The sequence below is a fragment of the Thermobifida cellulosilytica TB100 genome (assembly GCF_001517975.1).
GTDB lineage: Bacteria > Actinomycetota > Actinomycetes > Streptosporangiales > Streptosporangiaceae > Thermobifida > Thermobifida cellulosilytica.
In genome coordinates, this window is record NZ_KQ950180.1 from 756,558 (window position 1) to 778,291 (window position 21,734).

General features: G+C 72.9%; 22 protein-coding genes. 11 read left to right on the plus strand and 11 right to left on the minus strand.

Annotated features, from left to right (window positions below; all coding sequences use genetic code 11):
- Nucleotides 1–9: 9 nt before the first annotated feature.
- From AC529_RS03230 to mca, 4 genes are all read right to left on the minus strand, one after another.
- Complete coding sequence (locus AC529_RS03230) at nt 10–657, minus strand: hypothetical protein (protein ID WP_068753400.1); 648 nt, start codon at nt 655–657, stop codon at nt 10–12.
- Nucleotides 658–876: 219 nt separating this feature from the next.
- Nucleotides 877–2,874, minus strand: a complete 1,998-nt coding sequence (locus AC529_RS03235) for a thioredoxin domain-containing protein (RefSeq protein WP_068753401.1) — start codon at nt 2,872–2,874, stop codon at nt 877–879.
- A 100-nt stretch (nt 2,875–2,974) separates the two neighbouring features.
- Nucleotides 2,975–3,196 (minus strand): hypothetical protein, encoded by a 222-nt coding sequence (locus AC529_RS03240; protein WP_068753402.1) that lies wholly within the window; start codon nt 3,194–3,196, stop codon nt 2,975–2,977.
- Nucleotides 3,197–3,207: 11 nt separating this feature from the next.
- Nucleotides 3,208–4,080: a mycothiol conjugate amidase Mca gene (gene mca, locus AC529_RS03245; protein ID WP_068753403.1), complete on the minus strand. Its 873-nt coding sequence runs from the start codon at nt 4,078–4,080 to the stop codon at nt 3,208–3,210.
- Between the two features lie 156 nt (nt 4,081–4,236).
- Here mca and AC529_RS03250 point away from each other — a divergent pair, with 156 nt between their 5' ends.
- The 3 genes from AC529_RS03250 (at nt 4,237) to AC529_RS03260 (ending at nt 6,150) form a co-directional block, all read left to right on the plus strand.
- A complete protein-coding gene (locus AC529_RS03250; RefSeq protein ID WP_068753404.1) occupies nt 4,237–4,674 on the plus strand; it encodes a DUF4307 domain-containing protein in 438 nt (145 codons plus the stop codon).
- A gap of 210 nt (nt 4,675–4,884) precedes the next feature.
- Entirely contained in the window at nt 4,885–5,388 is a 504-nt protein-coding gene (gene greA / locus AC529_RS03255; protein WP_068753405.1) for a transcription elongation factor GreA, read from the plus strand.
- 120 nt (nt 5,389–5,508) lie between these two features.
- A complete protein-coding gene (locus AC529_RS03260) occupies nt 5,509–6,150 on the plus strand; it encodes an RDD family protein (protein WP_232306547.1) in 642 nt (213 codons plus the stop codon).
- Between the two features lie 18 nt (nt 6,151–6,168).
- Here AC529_RS03260 and AC529_RS03265 read toward each other — a convergent pair whose 3' ends face one another.
- Nucleotides 6,169–7,329 (minus strand): FIST signal transduction protein, encoded by a 1,161-nt coding sequence (locus tag AC529_RS03265; RefSeq protein WP_068753406.1) that lies wholly within the window; start codon nt 7,327–7,329, stop codon nt 6,169–6,171.
- 203 nt (nt 7,330–7,532) lie between these two features.
- Here AC529_RS03265 and AC529_RS03270 point away from each other — a divergent pair, with 203 nt between their 5' ends.
- Entirely contained in the window at nt 7,533–8,945 is a 1,413-nt protein-coding gene (locus tag AC529_RS03270; protein WP_068753407.1) for a sigma 54-interacting transcriptional regulator, read from the plus strand.
- A 21-nt stretch (nt 8,946–8,966) separates the two neighbouring features.
- A complete protein-coding gene (locus AC529_RS03275) occupies nt 8,967–10,907 on the plus strand; it encodes a VWA domain-containing protein (RefSeq protein WP_068753408.1) in 1,941 nt (646 codons plus the stop codon).
- 15 nt (nt 10,908–10,922) lie between these two features.
- On the opposite strand, the gene AC529_RS03280 is transcribed toward AC529_RS03275, so the two are convergent.
- Nucleotides 10,923–11,675, minus strand: a complete 753-nt coding sequence (locus AC529_RS03280) for a hypothetical protein (RefSeq protein WP_068753409.1) — start codon at nt 11,673–11,675, stop codon at nt 10,923–10,925.
- Between the two features lie 200 nt (nt 11,676–11,875).
- On the opposite strand from AC529_RS03280, the gene AC529_RS03285 reads away from it, so the two are divergent.
- From AC529_RS03285 to AC529_RS03295, 3 genes are all read left to right on the plus strand, one after another.
- The gene (locus AC529_RS03285) at nt 11,876–12,169 is read left to right on the plus strand and encodes a hypothetical protein (RefSeq protein ID WP_068753410.1); all 294 of its coding nucleotides are present in this window, start codon (nt 11,876–11,878) and stop codon (nt 12,167–12,169) included.
- Nucleotides 12,170–12,344: 175 nt separating this feature from the next.
- Nucleotides 12,345–12,734: a DUF4913 domain-containing protein gene (locus AC529_RS03290; protein ID WP_083947893.1), complete on the plus strand. Its 390-nt coding sequence runs from the start codon at nt 12,345–12,347 to the stop codon at nt 12,732–12,734.
- Between the two features lie 58 nt (nt 12,735–12,792).
- The gene (locus tag AC529_RS03295) at nt 12,793–14,763 is read left to right on the plus strand and encodes a tetratricopeptide repeat protein (RefSeq protein ID WP_068753411.1); all 1,971 of its coding nucleotides are present in this window, start codon (nt 12,793–12,795) and stop codon (nt 14,761–14,763) included.
- A gap of 49 nt (nt 14,764–14,812) precedes the next feature.
- Here AC529_RS03295 and AC529_RS03300 read toward each other — a convergent pair whose 3' ends face one another.
- The 4 genes from AC529_RS03300 to AC529_RS03315 all read right to left on the minus strand — a co-directional run bounded on the left by AC529_RS03300 (nt 14,813) and on the right by AC529_RS03315 (nt 17,636).
- Nucleotides 14,813–15,958, minus strand: a complete 1,146-nt coding sequence (locus AC529_RS03300) for a cystathionine gamma-synthase (protein ID WP_068753412.1) — start codon at nt 15,956–15,958, stop codon at nt 14,813–14,815.
- A 70-nt stretch (nt 15,959–16,028) separates the two neighbouring features.
- On the minus strand, nt 16,029–16,697 hold the full coding sequence (locus AC529_RS03305) for an acyltransferase (RefSeq protein ID WP_068753413.1): 669 nt from the start codon (nt 16,695–16,697) through the stop codon (nt 16,029–16,031).
- Nucleotides 16,698–16,827: 130 nt separating this feature from the next.
- The gene (locus AC529_RS03310) at nt 16,828–17,304 is read right to left on the minus strand and encodes an ATP-binding protein (RefSeq protein WP_068753414.1); all 477 of its coding nucleotides are present in this window, start codon (nt 17,302–17,304) and stop codon (nt 16,828–16,830) included.
- Complete coding sequence (locus AC529_RS03315; protein ID WP_068753415.1) at nt 17,304–17,636, minus strand: hypothetical protein; 333 nt, start codon at nt 17,634–17,636, stop codon at nt 17,304–17,306. Before AC529_RS03315 ends, AC529_RS03310 begins: the two co-directional genes overlap by 1 nt.
- A gap of 194 nt (nt 17,637–17,830) precedes the next feature.
- Here AC529_RS03315 and AC529_RS03320 point away from each other — a divergent pair, with 194 nt between their 5' ends.
- Both AC529_RS03320 and AC529_RS03325 read left to right on the plus strand, forming a co-directional pair.
- Nucleotides 17,831–18,682: a helix-turn-helix domain-containing protein gene (locus tag AC529_RS03320; protein ID WP_232306548.1), complete on the plus strand. Its 852-nt coding sequence runs from the start codon at nt 17,831–17,833 to the stop codon at nt 18,680–18,682.
- Nucleotides 18,672–18,872 (plus strand): DUF397 domain-containing protein, encoded by a 201-nt coding sequence (locus AC529_RS03325; protein ID WP_068753416.1) that lies wholly within the window; start codon nt 18,672–18,674, stop codon nt 18,870–18,872. The genes AC529_RS03320 and AC529_RS03325 overlap by 11 nt, the downstream gene beginning before the upstream one ends.
- Before the next feature lie 192 nt (nt 18,873–19,064).
- Here AC529_RS03325 and AC529_RS03330 read toward each other — a convergent pair whose 3' ends face one another.
- A complete protein-coding gene (locus tag AC529_RS03330) occupies nt 19,065–20,432 on the minus strand; it encodes a cystathionine beta-synthase (RefSeq protein WP_068753417.1) in 1,368 nt (455 codons plus the stop codon).
- 245 nt (nt 20,433–20,677) lie between these two features.
- Here AC529_RS03330 and AC529_RS03335 point away from each other — a divergent pair, with 245 nt between their 5' ends.
- Complete coding sequence (locus AC529_RS03335) at nt 20,678–21,718, plus strand: SGNH/GDSL hydrolase family protein (RefSeq protein WP_068753418.1); 1,041 nt, start codon at nt 20,678–20,680, stop codon at nt 21,716–21,718.
- The last annotated feature ends 16 nt before the right edge of the window (nt 21,719–21,734 follow it).

The following is a 21,734-nucleotide window of genomic DNA, read 5'->3' on the forward strand; positions in this document are numbered from 1 at the left end:
GCCGCCGCGTCAGGAGATCGTCTTGTAGCGGGACAGGTCGGTGGAGCGGACGATCGCGTCGTACTCGTCGGCCGCCTGCTCCAGCAGGACGGGCACGTCGAACTCCAGGTCGGCCTCGGCGACGTACCAGGCGCGGGTGCGGAACGTGGAGCCGCCCGTGCAGGTGACCGTCCACTCGCTGTAGACCGCCTCCTCCCCGCTGACCAGGGTGAACGTGCCGTGCTCGCTGATCACGGCGCTCTCCGCCCGGATCTGGCCGCCCAGGTCGGGGCGCTGCGGGCAGGACGCCCAGGGCCGCCGCCACTTGTCCGGGTCCTCCAGATCGGCGCCCTCCGGGTCGATCAGGCCGTCGTCGGAGGCGTTGGGGCGGACCCGCAGCGCCTCGATCGGGCAGCTTCCGCCCGGGGCGGGCCCCACCCCCGGAGGGGAGAGGCAGTTGTCGGCGATGTCGACGTGCCAGCCGTCCGGCAGCACCAGGTTGATCCCGTTGTAGTCGTGCAGGGTGGCCTCGTCGGAGACGTGGTACCCCTCCTCGGACGAGGCCATCGGATGTGCCAGTCCCGGCAGCACCTGCGAGGGCGTGCCGAAACCGCACCCCGGTACCGCCAGCACCACCGCCGCGGCCAGCGGGAACGCCGCAGCTCTGCTCGTCCGCACGCGCTCCTCCTCTCTCACCCGCCGGAGTCCGCGGACCCGCGTGGGCGTACAGACGGAATTCACGGTATCCGCCCGTAAACCATTCGACCGTTTCCTGCATCTCATCAGACAGGGAGCAGGGCGGGCGAGAGGTTTTCTCGCGCCCTGCCCCCGTGATCGCGTCCTCTCGGAGCCTGCGTGGGGGCTTGCTCCGGGAGGGCGCCCCCGCGTGCCTTCCCCTCAGACCGCGGCGAGTTCCGCGGCCAGCGCCTCGGCGGTGGTGACGGGCAGGCGGCAGGCGAAGTTCCGGCACACGTAGGCTGCGGGACGCCCGTCGACCAGTGGCCGGTCCCGCAGTAGTCCGACGCCCCCGTCGTCGATCCCGTTCCCTCGACTCACCACGGTTCCCGGGGCGGCGGCCAGCAGCGCGGCGCGGTGCAGTTCCTCGGTGGCCGGATCCCCGTCCGGCCCGACCACCGCGACCTCCAACGGCCCGGCGAGGAACGCCTCGGCCACCGCCAGCCCCCACCCGGCGAACCTCGGCGCCTTCTCCGCGAGCGCGGTGAACACCCCGAGCGCGGCCTCCGCCGCCTCGCGGTGCCGGGTCGAGCCGGTGAGCGCCGCATACCCCAGCAGGGCGCCCGCCGCCGCCGACCAGCCCGACGGGACGGCGTTGTCGGTGACCTCCCGCGGCCGGTTGAACAGGGACTCGGCGTCGTCCGCGGTGTCGTAGAAGCCGCCCGAGCCGTCGGAGAAGCGGGTGAGCACGGTGTCCAGCAGCGCGCCGCACACCCCCACCCACTCCGCCTCGCCGGTGACCGCGTGCAGGGCGAGCAGCCCCTCGGCGAGGTCGGCGTAGTCCTCCAGCACGCCCGTGCTCTCCCCCGGGACCCCGCCGAGCGAGGCGCGGACCAGTCGTCCGCCATCGTAGTGCCGTCCGACCAGCAGCCGGGCCGCCTCCCGGGCGCGGTCCACCAGGTCGGGGCGGTCCAGCAGGGCTCCGGCCTCCGCGAGCCCGGCGATCGCCAGCCCGTTCCAGGCGGTGACCACCTTGTCGTCGCGGGCGGGGCGGACCCGTGCGGCGCGGGCCCGGCGCAGCCGGTCGCGGACGCGGGCGTACCGCTCGGCGTCGTCGGGGTCGGCGCGCAGTTGCAGCACCGAGGCCCCGTGCTCGAAGGTGCCCTGCTCGGTGACGCCGAACAGGTCGGCGGCCCACGCGCCGTCCGCCTCCCCGAGGGCCTCCCGCAACTGCGGGCGGGTCCACACGTAGTAGCGGCCCTCCTCGCCCTCGCTGTCGGCGTCCAGCGCGCTGGCGAAGCCGCCCTCGTCGGTGCGCAGCTCGGCGACCATCCAGTCGGCGGTCTCCAGGGCGATCCGGCGGGCCGTCGCGTCGCCGGTCTGCCGCCACAGGTGGGTGTAGCAGCGCACCAGCAGGGCGTTGTCGTACAGCATCTTCTCGAAGTGCGGCACCGTCCAGGAGGCGTCCACCGAGTAGCGCGCGAACCCTCCGCCCAACTGGTCGTACATGCCGCCGCGGGCCATGGCGTCGGCGGTGCGGCGCACCATGCGCAGTGCTGCGGCGCCCTCCTCGCCGCCGACGCGGGCGTGGTGGCGCAGCAGGAACTCCAGCACCATGGACGGCGGGAACTTGGGGGCGCCGCCGAAGCCCCCGTTGGCGTGGTCGAAGTCGGCCGCCAACAGCTCCACGGCCGTGGCGAGCGTCCCGGCGGAGGGCGGCGGGCCGCCGGGCAGGGTGCGCGGGGCGCTCAGCGCGTCGACGACGCGCCTGCCCTGCCCGACCACTCCGGAGCGGTCGGTGCGCCAGGCGTGGCTGATGCCCAGCAGCAGCCGCTGGAAGTGCTCACGGGGGAAGTAGGTGCCGCAGTAGAAGGGGGCGCCGTCGGGGGTGGCGAAGACTGTCATGGGCCAGCCGCCCTGTCCGGTCATGGCCTGGGTGGCCTCCATGTAGACCGCGTCCACGTCGGGCCGTTCCTCTCGGTCGACCTTGACGTTGACGAAGTTGGCGTTCATGATCCGCGCGGTCTGCTCGTCCTCGAACGACTCGTGCGCCATGACGTGGCACCAGTGGCAGGCGGCGTAGCCGACGGACAGCAGCAGGGGCACGTCGCGGCGGCGCGCCTCGGCGAACGCCTCCTCCCCCCAGGGGTACCAGTCCACCGGGTTGTCGGCGTGCTGGCGCAGATAGGGACTGGTTGCTCGGGCGAGACGGTTGGGCATGTCCCCTACTCTGCCCGCTGCGGGGGCGTCGGACACCCCGGAAACGGCCGCGGCCCCGCCCGGACCGGGGCGGGGCCGCGTAGGGACCGGTCGGCGGTGGTCAGTCCGCCTGGTCGCCCGGCTTGTCCGAGGTGTTCGGCTCGGTGGCGGACGCCTCGGCGGTGCCGAAGTCGTGGGAGCGTGCGGCTTCCAGATGCCGCCGCATGGAGCGCATGAGCAGGAACAGCGCCCCGCCGATGAGCGCGATGACGGTGAATCCGAGCAGGCCCGGGGTCGCCAGGTCGTTCACGGAGTCTGCAAGCTGGAGCGCCGAGAGGTTCATGGTCCCTATTCTCACACCGTGCCCCGAATGCCCGCGAAGAGGTCGTCCTCGGGCAGCTCGGTGTCGACCAGCGAGCGCGCCAGGTGGTAGTCCTCGGTGGGCCACGCCTCGCGCTGGATGTCGATGGGCACGGCGAACCAGAAGCCGTTGGGGTCGATCTGGGTGGCGTGCGCGAGGAGCGCGCGGTCGCGGGTCTCGAAGTAGTCGTCGCACTTCACGCGGGTGGTGATCTCCCACCGCGGGAAGTCGCGCTTCTCCATCCGCTCCATCCACTCGGCAAACGGGTTCTCCAGGCCGCGGTCGGTGAGGACCTTGGCGATGGCCTCGAAGCGCTCGCGGGGGAAGGAGACGTGGTAGTAGAGCTTGAGCGTCTGCCACGGCTCCCCGGTTCCGGGGTAGCGCTCCGGGTCGGCGGCGGCCTCGAAGGCCTCGACGGAGACCCGGTGGCACATGATGTGGTCGGGGTGGGGGTAGCCGCCCTGCTCGTCGTAGGTGAGCATGACGTGCGGCCGGAAGTCGCGGACCATGCGCACCAGCGGTTCGGCGGCGACCTCCAGGGGTTGCAGGGCGAAGCAGCCCTCCGGCAGCGGAGGAAGGGGGTCCCCCTCGGGAAGACCGGAGTCGACGAAGCCGGCGAACTCCTGGCGGACGCCGAGGATGCGCCGGGCCTCCTCCATCTCCTTGCGCCGGACCTCGCCGATGTTGGCCAGGATTTCCGGACGGTCCATGGCGGGGTTGAGGATGGATCCCCGTTCACCGCCGGTGAGGGTGACGACCAACACCTCCGCGCCTTCGTTCACGTAGCGCGCCATGGTGGCCGCGCCCTTGCTCGACTCGTCGTCGGGGTGGGCATGCACGGCCATGAGCCGCAAGCGGTCGGACACTTGGGAAGCCCCTCGATGTCGTGGTCGGACGGCGTTCACCGCCCCGCCCACCCCGCCCGCACCGTGGGACCCGACGCGAAACGGCTGGGCGGAACGTGAGCCTGTGGAGGCAGGGATATCTTAGACAACGTAGGTCCCACTCTCGGAGATTCCCTTATGCCGCCCCAGCCCGAAGACTCCCAGCCCACCGCCGCCCGGCCGGCGTCGGGCACGCGGCGACGCCTGGGCAACCAGCCGTTCTTCTTCGTCCTCGGCGTCCTGGCCGCCGTCGTGTTCACGATCGGCTGGGGGATCGCGCTGTTCAGCTACAGCGGCAACGCCCTGGGGCAGGTGCACCACCAGACGGTCGCCTGGCGGATCGTCTCCGACACCGAGGCGCGGATCTCCTTCCAGACCACCAGTGACTCGGGAGCGCGCTGTCTGATCAGGGCCTACGACGAACAGCACGTCGAGGTCGGGCTGACCGAGGTGTCGGTCGAGGGCGGGCTGCGGAACGTGGAGGCGACGATCGACACAGTTCGTCGCGCTACGACGGTACAAGTCGTCTCTTGCAGGGAACAAGGTTCCACAAGCGAGACAGCCGACCAGTACTAGTTTCCGACCCAGCTCCACCGCGGAGCACGGCATCGGACTCCCGAGCACGACCGCGGCCCCCGACAGGCGCCGTCGCGTTCCGCCCCCGCGGAGACGCACCTGCCGTGGTGCCGTTTTCCATGGTCAACCGGCTCTGGGAGCTCGGTGCTAATCTCGTAGTTTCATCTACCGCGCCCCGGCGCGGTCCCTAGAACCATCGAGGGAGTTCCCGTGACCGAGACCCGTGATGACAACGTCACCTGGCTCACTCAGGAGGCGTACGACCGGCTCTCCGCAGAGCTGGAGTACTTGTCAGGGCCTGGTCGCATCGAGATCGCCGATCGGATCGAAGCCGCTCGGGAAGAAGGCGACCTGAGGGAGAACGGCGGCTACCACGCTGCCAAGGAGGAGCAGGGGAAGATCGAGGCCCGGATCGCCCACCTGCAGTCGGTCCTGAGCACCGCCCGTGTCGGCCAGGCTCCGCAGCGCGAGGGCGTGGTCAGCCCGGGCATGACGGTGACGATCAAGTTCGAGGGAGACGACGAGGAGATGACCTTCCTCCTGGCCTCCCGCGAGGAGAGCGGGGCGCCCATCGACGTGTACTCCCCCAAGTCCCCGCTGGGCGAGGCCATCAACGGCAAGAAGGCCGGTGAGAAGGCCACCTACAAGCTTCCGAACGGCAAGGAAGCGACGGTGGAGATCATCGACGCGGTCCCCTACAACGGCGGCGCATAACCCCGAACGCACAACGCGGAAGGGGTGGCCGAGAGCCACCCCTTCCGCGTTACGGGGCCGTCGGGAGGGCCCGGCGGAGGGACGGGTGCGCCTGCCCGTACTCCCGGAGATAATGCTCGGGTGAGCACTCCTCCCTGGCACAATCCGCACCAGCAGCCGCACGGGGCACCGCTTCCCTATCCCGGCAGGCCGGGCGAGAACTACCCGATGCCGCCGACGCCCCCGGTCCCCCCGGTGCCGTCGGCTCCTCCGCCGCCCCCGCCGCCGGCGCCCTCCACCGTCCGCGTCCACGCCCCGACCGGGCTCCCCCTGGCCGGGTTCGGCCGCCGACTGGGCGCGCGGATCATCGACTACCTGCTGCTGAGCGTCCTGGTGTGGCTGCTCACCTTCGGGATCGTCCTGCTCGTCTTCATGGCCTACCCGAACCTGGAGGAGCCGTCGTCGACGTTCGACCAGACGTTCGGCCTGCTGTTCGCCTTCGGCTGGGGGGTGGCCGCCTTCCTGTACGACTGGTTCTTCGTCGCCGCGTCGGGGCGCACCCCCGGCAAGATGATGACCGGGCTGCGGGTGATCAACGCCAACGGCGCTCCCCTGTCCCAGGGGCCGAGCGTCCTGCGCAGCGCGGCGTTCGGGCTGCCGCACTCGCTGCCCTGCCTGGGGCACACGTTCGTCTTCGTGTCCTCGCTCTTCATCGCCGGCGACGACAACGCCCAGGCGCTGTGGGACAAGATGGCGCAGACCGTCGTGGTGGTCAGCCGGTAGGACGGGCGGCGACCGCCGTCACCCCCGGAAGGCCAGCATGCAGGCGGTGAAGCCGTGCAGGTGGTTGCGCCCGGCCACCGGGCCGATCTCCCCCGCGGCGAAGAATCCGCCGACCGCGTCGATTCCGAGGGTCTGCCGCACGCAGCGCACGTCGTGGTCGGCGGAGGGGAACATCGCGCTGCCCCGGCCGTTGCAGGAGAACAGCAGGGCGCCCTCGGCCGCGTTCCCGGTGTCGCGGGCGAACAGGCGCAACTGCTCCAGCAGGTCGCTGTCGGCGGTGTCGTGGTCGCGGACCTGGAAGCGCACGGTCTGGCCGACCTCGACGACGTCCCCGATGGTGATCGAGCCCTCCTCCGGGTCGGCTTCGAGCACCCCGCGGATCAGGAAGTCCCCGCTCTCGTGCCGCTCGGCGTACTCGTCGATGGCGATGCCGATGTGCAGCCCCTCCGCGGCCAGCTCCTGCTCCTCCGGGGGGAGGGCGCCGATGATGTCCTCCAGTTTCCGGTAGGCGGGCACCCCCGCCAGCTCCAGCAGCAGGTTCTCCTCGGCCTTGGTCACCACCATGGAGGGGCCGACGGGGCGGCAGCCCTGGCTCACCACTGTCCCCAGCACCCCCTCCCCGCCGATCAGCAGGCCCACGGCGCCCGCCTGCACGGTCTCGCCCTGCAAGAACAGTCGGACGCTGTCGCCGCCGTAGGCGCCGTCGGCGAGGCCGCCGACGATGGGGAGGTCGCCCAGGATCGCCTCGCTGCGCCGCACGAACGAGTGCGTGGGGAAGGTGTAGGGGTTGGTCAGCAGCAGCACGGCCCGGTCGGCGGGCGTGTGCTGGAGCATGCCGACCACGGCGAGGTGGTCGCCCTCCGGGACCGCGGCGAGTTCGAACGGGGTCATGGTGACCCCGGGCAGCATCGCCGCCCACACGCTCACCGCCCCCTGCCCCTCGGTGCCGCGGCCCCCGCCGATGACCCCGTCGGCGCTGCAACCGATGGTGGTCGCGCCCTCGGCCATGGCCATGACGCGCTCCCCGGCCAGCGCCACCTCATCCGGGTCGAATCCGCTGACGAACACGCAGACGAGGTCGGCCGGACCGTCGAGCCGACCGAGCGCCTCCAGGGCCGCGCGCTCGGCCGCGCTCACCAGGTCGACCCCGGTAGCCAGTGCGTCGCTGAACCGGGCCACTGTCGCCTCCTCGCCGTCCACCGTGAGCGGACTCTCGCCGGAACCGTCCCTCTCTGGTGACGGTTCCCCGTGCGGGTAGAACATTCCCACTCTGCCCGAGGATCCGCGGGATCCGGCCGCACCCCGCCGCCGGGGCCGTGCGGGAGGGCGGTTTCTTCTCCCGGGGCCTTCACGGCCCGGGTCCGGTGAATAGACTCGACCGTGTGCCCGATCACGTCGACCTTCCGCACACCCTGGGCGCGCTGCGCGCTTCGGGGCACCGCCACCGGACCGTCAAGGACGAGGTCCGCGAGAACCTCCTTCAGCGGATGCGTTCCGGTGAGGAGCGCTTCCCGGGCGTCGTGGGGTTCGGCAAGACCGTACTGCCGCAGCTCGAACGGGCCCTGCTCGCCCGGCATGACGTGGTGCTCCTGGGCGAGCGCGGCCAGGGCAAGACACGGCTGATCCGCACGCTCACCGGCCTGCTGGACGAGTGGAGTCCGGCCGTGCCCGGGTGCGCCCTCAACGACCACCCCTACGCCCCGGTCTCCCCCCAGGCCCGCCGCATGGTCGAGGAGTACGGCGACGACCTGCCCATCGTGTGGCGGCACCGCAGCGAGCGCTACGGCGAGAAGCTCGCCACTCCCGACACCAGCGTCGGCGACCTCATCGGCGACGTCGACCCGGTCCGGCTCGCCGAGGGCCGCAGCCTGGACGATCCGGAGACCGTGCACTACGGCCTGGTGCCGCGCTCCAACCGGGGCGTGTTCTGCCTGAACGAGCTGCCCGACCTGGCCGCGCGCATCCAGGTGGCGCTGTTCAACGTGCTGGAGGAGCGGGACGTGCAGGTCCGCGGCTACCAGCTGCGGCTGCCGCTGGACCTGCTGGTGGTGGCGAGCGCCAACCCGGAGGACTACACCAACCGGGGCCGGATCATCACGCCGCTCAAGGACCGGTTCGGCGCGGAGATCCGCACCCACTACCCGCTGGAGCTCGACGACGAGATCGCCCTGATCGAGCAGGAGAGCACGCTGCCGCCGGGGGTGCGCGTCCCGCCGTACCTGGTGGAGGCCGTGGCGCGGTTCACCCGGCTGGTGCGCGAGTCCCCGTCGGTGGACGAGCGCTCCGGCGTGTCGGCGCGGTTCGCGATCGCCGCGTTGGAGACGGTCGCGGCCTCCGCGGAGCGCCGCGCCGCGCTGACCGGCGAGCAGCGGGCGGTGGCGCGCGTGTGCGACCTGCCCGCGGTCACGGACGTGCTGCGCGGCAAGGTGGAGTTCGACGTGTCCGAGGAGGGCCGGGAGTCCGCGGTGCTGGAGCACCTGCTGCGCCGCGCCGTCTACGACACGTTCCGCCACGTGCTGGGCGGGGTGGACCTGGGGCCGCTGACCGAGCGCTTCTCCTCCGGCGCGTCCGTGGAGTCGGGCGAGCTGGTGGGCGCCGAGGAGCTGCTGAAGCGGGTCGGCCCGTTCACCGGGCTGGCGGAACTGGTCAAGCGGGTCATGCCGGACAGCGACGACGACCCGGCCGCCGCCCCCGGCTACGCGGCGTCGGCCGTGGAGTTCGCGCTGGAGGGCCTGTACCTGAACCGGCGGCTGTCCAAGGACGCCCTGCCGGACGGGTCGCGCTACCGTACCTGAGCGAGGAAGAGGGGCTGCGGCATGGGCGGTTTCCGGTACGGGCGCTACGAGGACGGCCCCGACCCGCTGCGTCCCCCCTACGACGTGCGCGCCGCACTGGACGAGCTGGGCCGCTCGGTCATGGCGGGCTCCTCGCCCACGCGGGCGCTGCGGGACCTGCTGCGCCGCGGCACACGCGGCCTGGCCGGGCTGGACGACCTGTTGCGCCGCGTCCGCGAGCGCGGCCGGCAGTTGCGCTCCCGGGGCAGGCTGGACGGTGTCCTGGCGCAGGCGCGGCGGCTCCTGGACCAGGCCGTGGGCCAGGAGCGCGCGGTCCTCTTCCCCGACCCGGGCGACGACGCGCGGCTGCGGGAGCGGGAGCTCGACGAGCTGCCGTCCGATCCGGCCGCGGCGATCCGGCGGCTCGCCGACTACCGGTGGCGCTCCCCCGACGCCCGCGAGACCTTCGAGCGCCTGCGGGACCTGCTGCGCCGCGAGGTCCTGGACGCCCAGTTCCGCGGCATGAAGCAGGCCCTGGCCGGTGGTACCCCCGCGGACCTGCGACGGGTGCGCGCGATGCTGGACGCGCTGCACGCGATGCTGGACGCCGACGACCGCGGCGAGCACACCCAGGCCGACTTCGACCGGTTCCTGGCCGAGTTCGGCGACTTCTTCCCGGAGAACCCGCGCGACCTGGACGAGCTCGTGGACCTGCTGGCGCGGCGCTCGGCGGCCCTGCAACGCCTGCTGGACTCGCTCACCCCCGAGCAACGCGCCGAACTGCTGGAGCTGAGCCGCCAGGCGATGCGGGAGGCGGGGCTCGACAGCGCGGTGCAGCGGCTCGGCGAGCGGCTGCGCGCCCGCCGCCCGGACCTGGTCTGGTCGGGCGGTGTGGACGTCTCCGGCGAGGCGGAGCTGGGGCTGGGCGACGCCACCACGGCCGTGGCGGAGCTCGCCGACCTGGCCGAGCTGGAGGAGGCCCTGGGCCAGGGGTACGCGGGAGCCCGTCTGGACGACGTCGACGCCGAGGCGGTGCGGCGCGTCCTGGGCCGGTCGGCCGCCGAGGACCTGGAGCGGCTGCGCGAGCTGGAGCGGGAGCTGCGCGACCAGGGGTACCTGTCGGGGTCGCGCAACCGGCTGGAGCTGACCCCCAAGGCGGTGCGCAGGCTCGGCGAGGCGGCGCTGCGCGACGTGCTGTCCGCCTCCGGGGGGCGGCCCGGCGCGCACGAGGCCCGGGCCACGGGCGCTGCCGGGGAGCCGACCGGGACCAGCAGGCCGTGGCGCTTCGGCGACGAGCAGCCGCTGGACGTGGTGCGCACCCTCAGCAACGCGGCCCGGCGCGGGGCGGACCGGGACGGTCGGCTGCGGCTGCGCCCCGAGGACTTCGAGGTGACCGAGACCGAACAGCGCGACGCGGCGGCGGTGTGCCTGCTGGTGGACCTGTCGTACTCGATGGTGCAGCGCGACCTGTGGGGGGCGGCCAAGCAGACCGCGATGGCGCTGCACGCGCTGGTGTCCACCCGCTTCCCGCAGGACGCGGTGCAGATCGTCGGATTCAACGACCACGCCCGGGTGCTGGCCCCGCGGGAGCTGGCGGAGCTGTCGCTGAAGCCGGTGCAGGGCACCAACCTGCACCACGCGCTGCTGCTCGCCGGGCGGCACCTGGACCGGCATCCGGAGTTCGAGCCGGTGGTGCTGGTGGTGACCGACGGGGAGCCGACCGCGCACCTGGAGGACGACGGCCTGCCGTACTTCTCGTACCCTCCGGCGCGCCGGACCACGGAGCTGACGCTGGCGGAGGTGGACCGGATGACCCGGCGCGGCGCCCGGCTGACCGTGTTCTCCCTGGCCGACGACCCGCGGTTGGAGGAGTTCGTCACCGCGCTGGTGTCCCGCAACGGCGGCCGCACGGTCCGTCCCGATCCCGACCGGCTGGGCTCCTACGTGGTGCGCGACCTGCTGTCGCGGCGCTCCCGGAGGTGACCGCCCGGGCGGGGCTCAGGAGCCGTACCGGTCGTCGATCTCGGCCTCGTCGGTGAGCGACCAGCCGTCCCCCGTATGCCTCAGGTGCAGCCGGTAGCGCGGCTCGCCGTTGTGGGTGACCACCACCGAGGTCTCCGCGCCGGGCTGCGGGTCCTCCGCGTGCCCGGGGTCCTCCTCCCGGGGGCACCAGGCGTCCTGCTCCGGGTGGGTGCCGCCGGTGGATTCGCAGTCCAGCGGCAGGTAGCGGTCGGCCAGCCAGGTCTCGGCGGCCTCGGTCGGGGTGGGCGCGGTGACCTCCCAGGCGGCGGGGTCGTCCTTGGTCGTGATCGCCCCGTCGAGCCACTCGGGGCCGGGGGCGTAGGGGTCCTCGATGACGAAGTTCTCCACCAGCTCCCAGTGCGTGCCGTCGGGGGTGGCCAGCCGCAGCGCCTCGAAGGGCTCGGAGGCGGGCGGGCCGACGACGAACACCGTGCTGTCCTGCCAGTCGGCGAACAGCGCCAGGCACACGCCGCCGCGGGAGGCGAGGTCCATCTGTTCGGAGAAGCCCAGTGCCTCGCACCGGCCGCCGTACTCGACCTCCTCGGCCCAGGTGTCGGCGAGGTGCGTGCGCACCAGTTCGTGCAGGGTGGGCAGGTCCGGGCCGGGCGGGGCGGACGGGCTCGGCGACGGCTGCGGCGCGGCGGGGCCGACTTCGGGAAGCAGGCCGCACGCCGCGGTCAGCAGCACGGCGGGGAGGACGGTCAGGGTTCGCCTCGGGGGGACACGCATGGGCCTGCCTCACGGGTAGGGAGCACGACGGCTGTCCCATATTGTCGGACGCTTCCGCACCTGCATATCCCCATATTTCGGGATTGCCTGTCAGGAACAGCGAACGCACTCTGGAAACTGAGCCGCGGGTGAGCGAAACAGCCCCGACAACCCCCTGGCGTCAAGGTCATCGTGGATTCCGAGCTGAGGGGTGGTTCCCCGTGGTGGACTGGCAGCGCATCCTCCAGGGCGTGGGGGCGTTCGCGCAGGGCATGGCCTACGCCATGACCGTCAACCGCTGGCTGGAGCTGGACGACCAGTCGGCGTTCGCCGAGATGATCAACTACGTCGCCACTTCTTCGGTCGGCGAGATCGACGTCATGGACGCCGTGCTGCTCCAGGCGGCGGTCACCAACTTCGACGTGGACGAGCGTCTTCGTCTGGTGAAGTTCTACACGGTGTTCAAGATGGCGGAGGGCGAGCGGTTCGGCCAGTTCCGGGGCTTCCCGGCCTGACCGCCGCCCCCGGAGCCCTCGGGAGCGTCCCCGCCGCCCCGAGGGCGCTTTGCACCCCCTGTCCCTCCGCGCCCCCGGGGCATACCCTGTTCCGGGGGCCGTAGGCCGGCGGCGCGTCCCGCGCGCCGCGGCACCGCGGTCGGCACCGGTCGGGCAACGGGGAGGAGACGGTCTCGTGGACGACGAATTCCTGGACGACGCCCCCGAGGACACCGCGCAGCCGGCTCCCGAGCCGGTCTTCAGGAACGTGGAGGAGTTCGTCCGCTACCGGTTCCTCCCGGTCTACCTCCGCTCTCTCGACGACGGTTACCGCTGGTGCGGGGAGTGGTGGCGGCACGCGGAGGCGGTGTCGCGGTTCCAGGCGCTGTGGCACGCCTGGGAGGTGCTGCGCTGGGAGCCGGGCACCGGCATGGCCGTGTGGTACCGCGACCACCTCGACGTCCAGCTGGACGTCCTGCTGTCGGCGACCGGGCCCTTCCGCGACTGCACCCCCGAGCGCCACGTCGACCGCTCCCCGCCGCGGGCGGTCCCCGCTCCCGAGGGCTGGTTCGAGGACGAATGGTAGGGGCTTTGCGGCTGCCCCGCGGGAACAGGCGCCGCACCGGCGCGGCGGGGGGCTGCTCGTGAACCAGTGGCCGGAGCGGGCGTCGAACTCCGCCGGGAGCGTGCGGGGAACCCTCATCCAGACCGGAGCGGTGTACGGCGACGTCACCGTCACCGCCGCGGGCGGGGACCGGCGCCCGCTGCGCTCCCTCGCCGAGCTGCCGCTGACCACCGAGTACGACCCGCTGCTGGCGGGCGTCCACCGGGTGCGGCGCGGCCGGGACGGCAGCGGGCTCCCGCCCTACGTCGCCCGGGACGCCGACGGCGAGCTGCGCGACCGGATACGCGACGCCGCGGACCGGGGCGGAGTGGTGCTGGTGGTCGGCCCCTCCACCGCGGGCAAGTCCCGGACCGCGCTGGAGGCGGTGCGCCGGGTCCTTCCCGGCCACCGGCTGCTCGCCCCCGACCCAGGGTCTGACCTGCGCAGACTCGTCGAACTGGACAACGCCGGGGCCGTGTCCTGGCTGCTGTGGCTGGACGACCTGGAAAACCACCTCGGCCCGCAGGCGCTCGGCCCGGAGCTGCTGGAATGGCTCCGGGAGCGCCGCGTCCCCGTGGTGGCCACCATGCGCGCCAGGTTCTACCGGGAGCTGCGCGACCGGCGGGACCGCCGCCCGGAGCTGCGCGCCGGGATGCTGGTGCTGAACACGGCCCGCGTCCTCACGCTGCACCGGGAGTGGTCGCCCGGGGAGCTGGCCCGCGTGTCCGCCGCCGCCCACCGCGACGACCGGCTGCGGGAGGCCCACGCCCGCCACGGCGACTTCGGTGTCGCGGAGTACCTGGCCGCCGGTCCGGAACTGCTGGAGGAGTGGCAGAGCGCCCGTGCCGCGACCGCCGACGGCGGGCATCCCCGCGGCCACGCCCTGGTCGCCGCGGCGGTGGACCTGGCCCGGGTGGGGCTCACCGCGCCGGTGCCCAGGGAACTGCTCGACCGGCTGCACACCGGTTATCTGGCCGGTGCCGCCCTGCTGCGTCCCGAGGGGCACGACGAGGCGTGGCGGTGGGCGACCGAGCAGCGGTCGGGGGCCGCGGGCCTGCTGGTGCCCGGGGACGTCGCGCAGACCACCTGGCGGGCCTTCGACTACCTGGTCGACTCGGATGCCGCCGCCGCGGTCCCGGGGCCCGTGTGGCTGGCCGCGCTGGAGCGGGCCGCCGAGGACGACCGGTGGCGGATCGGCCGGGCTGCGCTCGACGCCGGGGAGTGGTCGGTCGCGGAGACCGCGTGGCGTCCGCTGGCGGAGCGGGGCGACCAGCGCGCAATGAACGACCTCGCCTTTCTCCTGGAACGGCTCGGCCGGGACGGGGAGGCGGCGGACTGGTACGCCCGGGCCGCCGAGGCCGAGAGCGCCGCCGCGATGTACGCACTGGGCATGCGGTTGAAGCCCCGCCGGGGCCTGTGGGCCGACCCGCTGCGGCCGCCCGGGAGGTGGGACCTCTACCGGGCCGGGTACTGGTTCCGCCGGGCCGCCGAGCAGGGTCACGTCGCGGCCATGTACGAACTCGCCCTGCTCTCCTCGGACGCCTTCGGCGGGTCCGCGGAGAAGCGGACGTGGCTGCTCCGGGCCGCCGAGGCCGGGCACGCCGAGGCGATGCGCCGACTGGCCGGACTCACGGAGCCGGAGGACCCCGGCCAGGCGTCGGAGTGGCTGCGCCGGGCCGTGGCGGCGGGCTCACTCGACGCGGGCTACGACCTCGCGCTGCTGTCCGAGCGGCGCGGTGACCCCGGAGGAGCGGAGGAGTGGCTGCGCCGGGCCGCCGAAGCCGGGCACCGGCCGGCCGCCTACCGGTTGGCCGCCCTGCTGGACCGGCGGGGCGCCGACGACGCCGCGCGGTGGTTGGCCCGAGCCGTCTGCCGGGACCTCGGCGGCGTCGGGGGCATCGTGGCCCGCTCCGCTTCACGGGTGGAGGAGGAGCCCGTGGACGGCGCCGTTGACGCCGGTACCGCCGGGCCTTTGCCGGGCGGAAGCCTCTTCGGGAGCCGCGGGACGTGACGGGGGCGGAAGGGACGCGCGGCCCCTCCCGTCCCCCTGTTCCCCGTGGTCACGGCTCCAGGGCCTGGAGAAGGTCATTCACCAGATCATCCGCTGTTTCGATCCCCACGGAGAGGCGGACCAGGTCGTCCGGGACCTCCAGCAGCGAACCGGCGGTGGAGGCGTGCGTCATCTTCCCGGGGTGCTCGATCAGGGACTCCACACCGCCCAGGGACTCGGCGAGCGTGAACACCTTCGTCCTGGCGCACACCCGCAGCGCCGCCTCCACGCCGCCCTTCAACCGGAACGACACCATGCCGCCGAAGGCGCGCATCTGGTCGACGGCCACCTTGTGGCCGGGGTGCTCGGGCAGGCCCGGGTAGAGCACCTGGGCGACCTCGGGGTGACCGAGCAGCGCGTTGACGACCCGCTCGGCGTTGGCGGTGTGCCGGTCCATGCGCACCGCCAGCGTCTTGATGCCGCGCAGGGTCAGCCAGGCGTCGAACGGCCCGGCGACCGCGCCCATCGAGTTCTGGTGGAAGGCGAGCCGCTCGCCCAGCTCGGGGTCGGCCACCACCAGCGCGCCGCCGACCACGTCGGAGTGGCCGCCCAGGTACTTGGTGGTGGAGTGCACCACCACGTCCGCTCCCCGGGTGAGCGGGCGCTGCAAGTAGGGCGAGGCGAAGGTGTTGTCCACCACCAGCAGCGCGCCGGAGGCATGCGCGATCTCCGCGAGCGCGGCGATGTCGGCGATGTTGAGCAGCGGGTTGGTGGGCGTCTCCACCCAGACCGCGACGGTCTCGGGGCGCACGGCGGCGCGCACCGCGTCGGTGTCGGACAGGTCGACCGCGTCCCAGGCCAGGCCCCACCGCTCGAAGACCTTCGAGACCAGGCGGAAGGTGCCGCCGTAGGCGTCGTTGGGGATGATCAGGTGGTCGCCGGGCCGGGCGATGGTGCGCAGCAGCGTGTCCTCGGCGGCCATGCCCGACGCGAACGCCAGGCCCCGTACGCCCGACTCCAGCGCGGCCAGGCACTCCTCCAGCGCCGTGCGGGTCGGGTTGGCGGTGCGGGAGTACTCGTAGCCGCCGCGCAGCCCGCCCACGCCGTCCTGGCGGTAGGTGCTGGTCTGGTAGATCGGGACCACCACCGCGCCGGTCTCGGCATCCGCCTCTTGACCGGCGTGGATGGCCAGTGTCTCAAACCCCTCGTAACTCATGGGGCCACAGTAGTATCAGGCCGTCACTCCCCCGTGCTCCCGCGCCCCCTCCACGACCGTGGCCGTCGTCTCATCCCGCGGCGGGTTCGGCGTCGTCGCGGCGGACGACCAGGTCCTGGCGCATCGGGGGCTGCCATCCGGTCTCGGGGTCGTAGCGGCGCACCACCCTGCCGGGCACGCCCGCGATGACGCTGTGGTCGGGGTAGTTGCCGGCGCGCACCACCGCGCCCGCGGCGACCACGCAGTTGCGGCCCAGGGTCACTCCGGGCAGGATCACCGCGTTCGCCCCGATCCAGGAGCCCGAGCCGATGCGGACCGGGGCCTCGGTGGGCCACTGGAAGCCGATCGGGGTGTCGGGGTCGGCGTAGCCGTGGTTCTGGTCGGTGACGTAGACGTAGGGGCCGGTGAAGACGTGGTCGCCGAAGACGATGGAGCGGTGCGCCACGACGTGCGAGCCGCGGCCGATGGTGCAGCCGTCGCCGATGGTGAGCAGCGGCCTGGGACCGAGGTCGAGTCCGGGCACGTATCCGGCGCTGAGGGTGATGTCCGCGCCGATCAGCGTGTGGGAGCCCAGTTCGATCCAGGGTTCGCCGAAGATGGTGGCGGGCGGGAAGGCGATGGAGGTGCCCTCGCCGTAGGCGGCGAAGCGTGCGGCGGCGCGCGAGCCGTGGCGGATGTCCGCCTTGCGCCGGGCCCACGACCAGGTCGTGCGCACCATCCAGGAAAGCAGCCGCGACACCGGGTCTCCGTCTTTACTCGCTGGTAATACCAGGAGAACACTAGACGACGCGCCCGTTGCCGCCCAGGGGGTGGCCCCCGGAAATCCCGGAAACCGGAGGAGGTCTGCGGGCGGGGGCCACCGGGTCGGGTCAGGGTTCGTGGGGGAGGTAGGCGTAGGCGGGCAGCGGGGGTTCGAAGACGGCCCAGACGGTGTGGCCGCCCTCGTCGGTGGCCCAGTGGCCCCAGTCGGTGGTGAGCTCGGCGACCAGGCGCAGGCCGCGCCCGCCGGGGGCGAGCGGGTCGCCGAGCGGGCGGACCTGGGGGACGCGGGGCCCTCCGGTGGCCGGGTCTGCTTTGGGGCCTTGGTCGGTGACGGTGACCAGGACCAGGCCGGTGCGCAAGCCCGACAGGCTCACCGAGACCTTGCCGCCGTCGCCGCTGAGGGAGTGGCGGCAGGCGTTGGCGAACAGTTCGGCGTCGGCGGCGGTGTGCGGGAAGCCGGTGAGGCTGGCGCGGACGCGGCGGCGCAGGCCCGGGCAGAGCGCGGGATCGCCGGGCAGTTCCCAGAATTCGGAGACCGCGCACAGGCGGCCGGAGGCGGACTCGCCGGTGCCGCTGTCGGTCATCAGGCGGCGTCCTTCCGTGCGGCGCGGCGCGCGGCCACCGGGGCGGTCCAGGACGGGGCGGGCGGAGGCTCCAGCCCGCACAGCACGGCGGCGGCCCCCTCCACGTGGCTGGCGGGCGCCTGACCGGTCCGCCCCCAGATGAACCACCGGTGACCGGAGGCGTCCCGCACCACCACGACCGGAACCAGGCGCCCCCAGACGCGGACGTAGAGCACCGGATGCGCGGTGGCGGACAGGGCGAGCAGGGCGGATGCCCCGAGCCGGTGAAGCTCCTCTTGCAGGCGGGCGAGCAAGGACCGGCGGGAGTCGTCGGTCGGGAGGAATGCGGACATGGCTCTCCCAAGGAAGTGACGTGACTGACGTGCGGCCCCGAGTGCGGCGGGACGCAGATCCATAGTTGCCCATAGACTCAGAAAATCCAAGTGTTGGAAAAAACCAGTCCGGAAGATCCCGGAAAGCGTAGTTCCTAGCTGATGAGAAGATGAGACCCACTCAGGTCCAGCCCTCGACGCCCGAGGAGGCAGCCGTGTCCCAGGGCTCTCCAGTCCGCCGCCGACACCTGGTCAGCCAGCTCAAACGGCTCCGCACCCGGAGCGGGCTCTCCCAGAGCCAGGTCTCCAAGAGGATGGGCTGGGAATCAGGCAAGATCATCCGCATCGAGACCGGGAAGTTCATCCGACTGAACTCCGCCGACGTCTCCGAACTGTGCCGCCTCTACGGAGCCAGCGACGACCTGCGCGAGGAACTGGTCGAGATCGCCAAGGCTTCACGCGGCAGGAAGCCTTGGTGGTTCCAGTACAAGGACGTCCTCGTCACCGCGTTCTACGGCCTGGAACACGAGGCGGCCAAGATCCAGGAGTACTCCCTCGGCCTTGTCCCCGGCCTCCTCCAGCACCCCGAGTACGTGACGGCGCTGATGAAGCGCGGTTATCTGCCGGACAAGGAGGAGCAGGAACGCCGAATCGAGGTGCGGCTACAGCGCCACCGCAACGTGCTGGAACGCGACACTCCGCCCCGGATCTGGACGGTTCTCGACGAGTCGTGCCTGCGCTGCGCCGTCGGCGGTCCGAAGCTGATGGAGGTTCAGTTGCGCCACCTGCTGGACCTGGCCGAGCGTCCCACCATCGACATCCAGGTGCTGCCCCACGCCAAGGGGATGTCGCAGAGCTACGGGTTCTCCATCCTCACCTTCGATGAGAGCGACCGGGCGGTTTACGTGGATGTTCCACCGAACGGGATGTTCTACGAAGACAGGGGCGACTTGTCCGAACACGAGCGGGTGTTCGATCATCTTCAGGCAGCCGCGCTCTCCCCAACGGAGTCGCGGGACTTCATCAGCAACCTGGTCCACGAGTACGCGAGAGGTCATGGCCACTAGCGACGACACCACGCCCGCGAGAAACTGGCACAAGGCCACCTACACCACCGAGAGGGGCGCCTGCGTCGAAGTCTCCGAAGGCCCGGTCACCGGCATCCGCGACAGCAAGAACCGCGACCTCGGCGCGCTGTTCTTCCCCGCTGACGAGTGGGCCGCGTTCGTGCGGGCGGCCCGAGGCGAACGCCTCTAGAACGTCTGGCCCGCGAAGCCGGGCGACCGGGACGGCGAGGCATTCCAGGCAAGCCTCCAGGGCGGCCCGCCACCGCCCCCGCGGACAGACGGGCGAAGCAGCCCGGCGTCCCCGCCGCGGCCGTGTCCCCGGGCCGCCGGCACCCGCCGAAGCGACCCCGGGGACACGGCCACTGCCGCCTCCTGCGGCCGGTCAGCCCGCCAGGTGGGCCAGCAGGTCCTGGCGGGTGAGCACGCCCGCGGGTTTGCCGTCGACAAGAACCACCACCGCGCCCGCCTCCTGGAGCAGTTCCACGCAGCGGCTCACCGGTTCGCCGGAGCCGACCACCGGCAGCGGGGGGCTCATGTGCTCCTCCACCGGGTCGCCGAGCTGGGCGCGGCCGTTGAACAGCGCGCCGAGCAGGTCGCGCTCGGCGATGGCGCCCACCACCTCGGCGGCCATGACCGGCGGCTCCTCCTTCATGACCGGCAGTTGGGAGACGCCGAACTCGCGCATGATGGCCACGGCCGTGCCGACGGTCTCGTGCGGGTGGGTGTGCACGAACTCGGGCAGGCTGTCGTCCTTGGCGGCGAGCACCTGGCCCGCGGTGGCCTCCTCGGTGTCGGCCTCCAGGAAGCCGTAGTCGGCCATCCACTCGTCGTTGAAGATCTTCCCGAGGTAGCCGCGGCCGCCGTCGGGCAGCAGCACCACGACGACGTCGTCGGGCCCCGCGCCGGCGGCCACCTTGAGCGCGGCCACCACGGCCAGCCCGCAGGAGCCGCCGACGAGCAGCGCCTCCTCCCGGGCGAGGCGGCGGGTCATGAGGAAGGAGTCCTTGTCGCTGACCGCCACGACCTCGTCGCAGATCTCCGGGTCGTAGGTGGTGGGCCAGATGTCCTCGCCCACGCCCTCGACCAGGTAGGGGCGTCCGGTGCCGCCGGAGTAGACCGAGCCCTCCGGGTCGGCGCCGATGACCTTGACCCGGCCGCCGGAGACCTCCTTGAGGTAGCGGCCGGTGCCGGTGATGGTGCCACCGGTGCCGATGCCCGCGACGAAGTGGGTGATGCGGCCCTCGGTCTGCTCCCAGATCTCGGGGCCGGTGCTGTGGTAGTGCGACTCGGGGTTGTTGGGGTTGGCGTACTGGTCGGGCTTCCACGCCCCGGGGATGGTCGCGGCCAGGCGGTCGGAGACCGAGTAGTAGGACTCGGGGTGGTCGGGGGCGACCGTGGTCGGGCAGACCACCACCTCGGCCCCGTAGGCGCGCAGCACCGCGAGCTTGTCGGCGCCGACCTTGTCGGGGCAGACGAACACGCAGCGGTAGCCCTTCTCGGCGGCGACGATGGCCAGGCCCACGCCGGTGTTGCCGGAGGTCGGCTCCACGATGGTGCCGCCGGGCCGGAGCAGGCCCCGCCGCTCGGCGTCCTCGACCATGCGCAGGGCGATGCGGTCCTTGACCGACCCTCCCGGGTTGAAGTACTCCACCTTGGCCAGCACGGTCGGCGCGACTCCGGCGGCGACCTTCTTCAGCCGGACCAGCGGCGTGTTGCCGACCAGTTCGATCAAGGAGTTGTAGACCCGCATCAACAGTTCCCTTCCTCCCCTGGGCCGCCGCGCCGCCGTGTGCGGAGGGGGCGGCTGCGCGGCCTGCGGCCGGTGCCGTGCGGTACCGGCTCTCCGCTGCTCGTCCGAACCCTATACGCCTCTGTTGTTCCCCGGCCGCCGCTCGGTGGGGTACGGCCCCGGCCTGCCACGACTGGCAGGCGCCGCTGCCGGGTACCACCAAGGAGCAGGGACCGGTTGTCCTTCTCGCGGTCGGAGGTGACGGCATGGCGCTACGCGCGGCGCAGGCCCGCCGGATCGCGGCGGCGACGGCGTTCGGCGGCGGAGGGCTGACCCTGCTGGCCGCCAGCACCGTCGCCCTGCTGTACCTACAGGCCAGGATCGCGGCCCGGGCGATCGGGATCACCCCCTGGAAGCGTCCCCGGGTCGACGGGGTCTACGGCGTGGGCGGGGGCGAGCCGCTCACCCTGGTGATGATGGGCGACTCCACCGCCGCGGGCTTCGCCGTGGACGACCCCCGCCAGACCCCGCCGGTGCAGATCGCCTCCGGGCTGTCGGCCGCCGCGGACCGGCCGGTACGGCTGCGCGACGTGTCGCGGGTAGGCGCCACCTCCCGCGGACTGGCCGCCCAACTGGAGCGGGTGCGCGGCCAGCGGGTGGACCTCGCCGTGGTCCTCATCGGCGCCAACGACGTCATCGGCCGGATCCGTCCCGCCGACGCGGCGGCCCACCTGCGCGAGGTGGTGCGGGAGCTGGTGGCCTCCGGCGCTGCGGTGGTGGTGGCCACCTGCCCCGACCTGGGCACGGTGCAGCCGATTCCGCAGCCGCTGCGCGCCGTGGCGCGGCGCGCCTCCCGGCAGATGGCGGCCGCGCAGACGGTCGCGGTGGTGGAGGAGGGGGGCAGCACCGTGGCGCTGGGCGACCTGCTCGCCGAGGAGTTCCTGCGCTATCCCGACGAGATGTTCGGCCCCGACCGTTTCCACCCCTCGGCCCGTGGGTACGCGCGGGCTGCGACCGTGGTGCTGCCGGCGCTGTGCGCGGCCCTGGGGCTGCTGCCCGAGCCGGTGGAGCCGCAACCGGAGCAGGCCGAGGTCCTGCCGGTGGACCGCGCCGCGGCGGCGGCCGTGGAGCAGCCCGGAAGCGAGGTCCGGCAGGCCGGGGCGGCCGACGGCCGCGGACCGCGCGGGCTGTGGGCGCGGCTGCTGCGGCGCGGCACGGCCCCGGCCGGGGACGACAGCACATCAGAAACCGATTCCAATTCGGTTAAAGTCGCCCCTGGCGCGTCCGACCGCAGCCGCGTTGGCTAGCGTTTCGGGTAACGAG

Coding starts and splice junctions, on each gene's coding strand:
- AC529_RS03235 (WP_068753401.1), bottom strand. CDS start 2,874: ATGCCCAACCGTCTCGCCCGAGCAACCAGTCCCTATCTGCGCCAGCAC.
- AC529_RS03240 (WP_068753402.1), bottom strand. CDS start 3,196: ATGAACCTCTCGGCGCTCCAGCTTGCAGACTCCGTGAACGACCTGGCG.
- AC529_RS03250 (WP_068753404.1), top strand. CDS start 4,237: ATGCCGCCCCAGCCCGAAGACTCCCAGCCCACCGCCGCCCGGCCGGCG.
- AC529_RS03275 (WP_068753408.1), top strand. CDS start 8,967: ATGGGCGGTTTCCGGTACGGGCGCTACGAGGACGGCCCCGACCCGCTG.
- AC529_RS03280 (WP_068753409.1), bottom strand. CDS start 11,675: ATGCGTGTCCCCCCGAGGCGAACCCTGACCGTCCTCCCCGCCGTGCTG.
- AC529_RS03300 (WP_068753412.1), bottom strand. CDS start 15,958: ATGAGTTACGAGGGGTTTGAGACACTGGCCATCCACGCCGGTCAAGAG.
- AC529_RS03310 (WP_068753414.1), bottom strand. CDS start 17,304: ATGACCGACAGCGGCACCGGCGAGTCCGCCTCCGGCCGCCTGTGCGCG.
- AC529_RS03315 (WP_068753415.1), bottom strand. CDS start 17,636: ATGTCCGCATTCCTCCCGACCGACGACTCCCGCCGGTCCTTGCTCGCC.
- AC529_RS03325 (WP_068753416.1), top strand. CDS start 18,672: ATGGCCACTAGCGACGACACCACGCCCGCGAGAAACTGGCACAAGGCC.
- AC529_RS03330 (WP_068753417.1), bottom strand. CDS start 20,432: ATGCGGGTCTACAACTCCTTGATCGAACTGGTCGGCAACACGCCGCTG.
- AC529_RS03335 (WP_068753418.1), top strand. CDS start 20,678: ATGGCGCTACGCGCGGCGCAGGCCCGCCGGATCGCGGCGGCGACGGCG.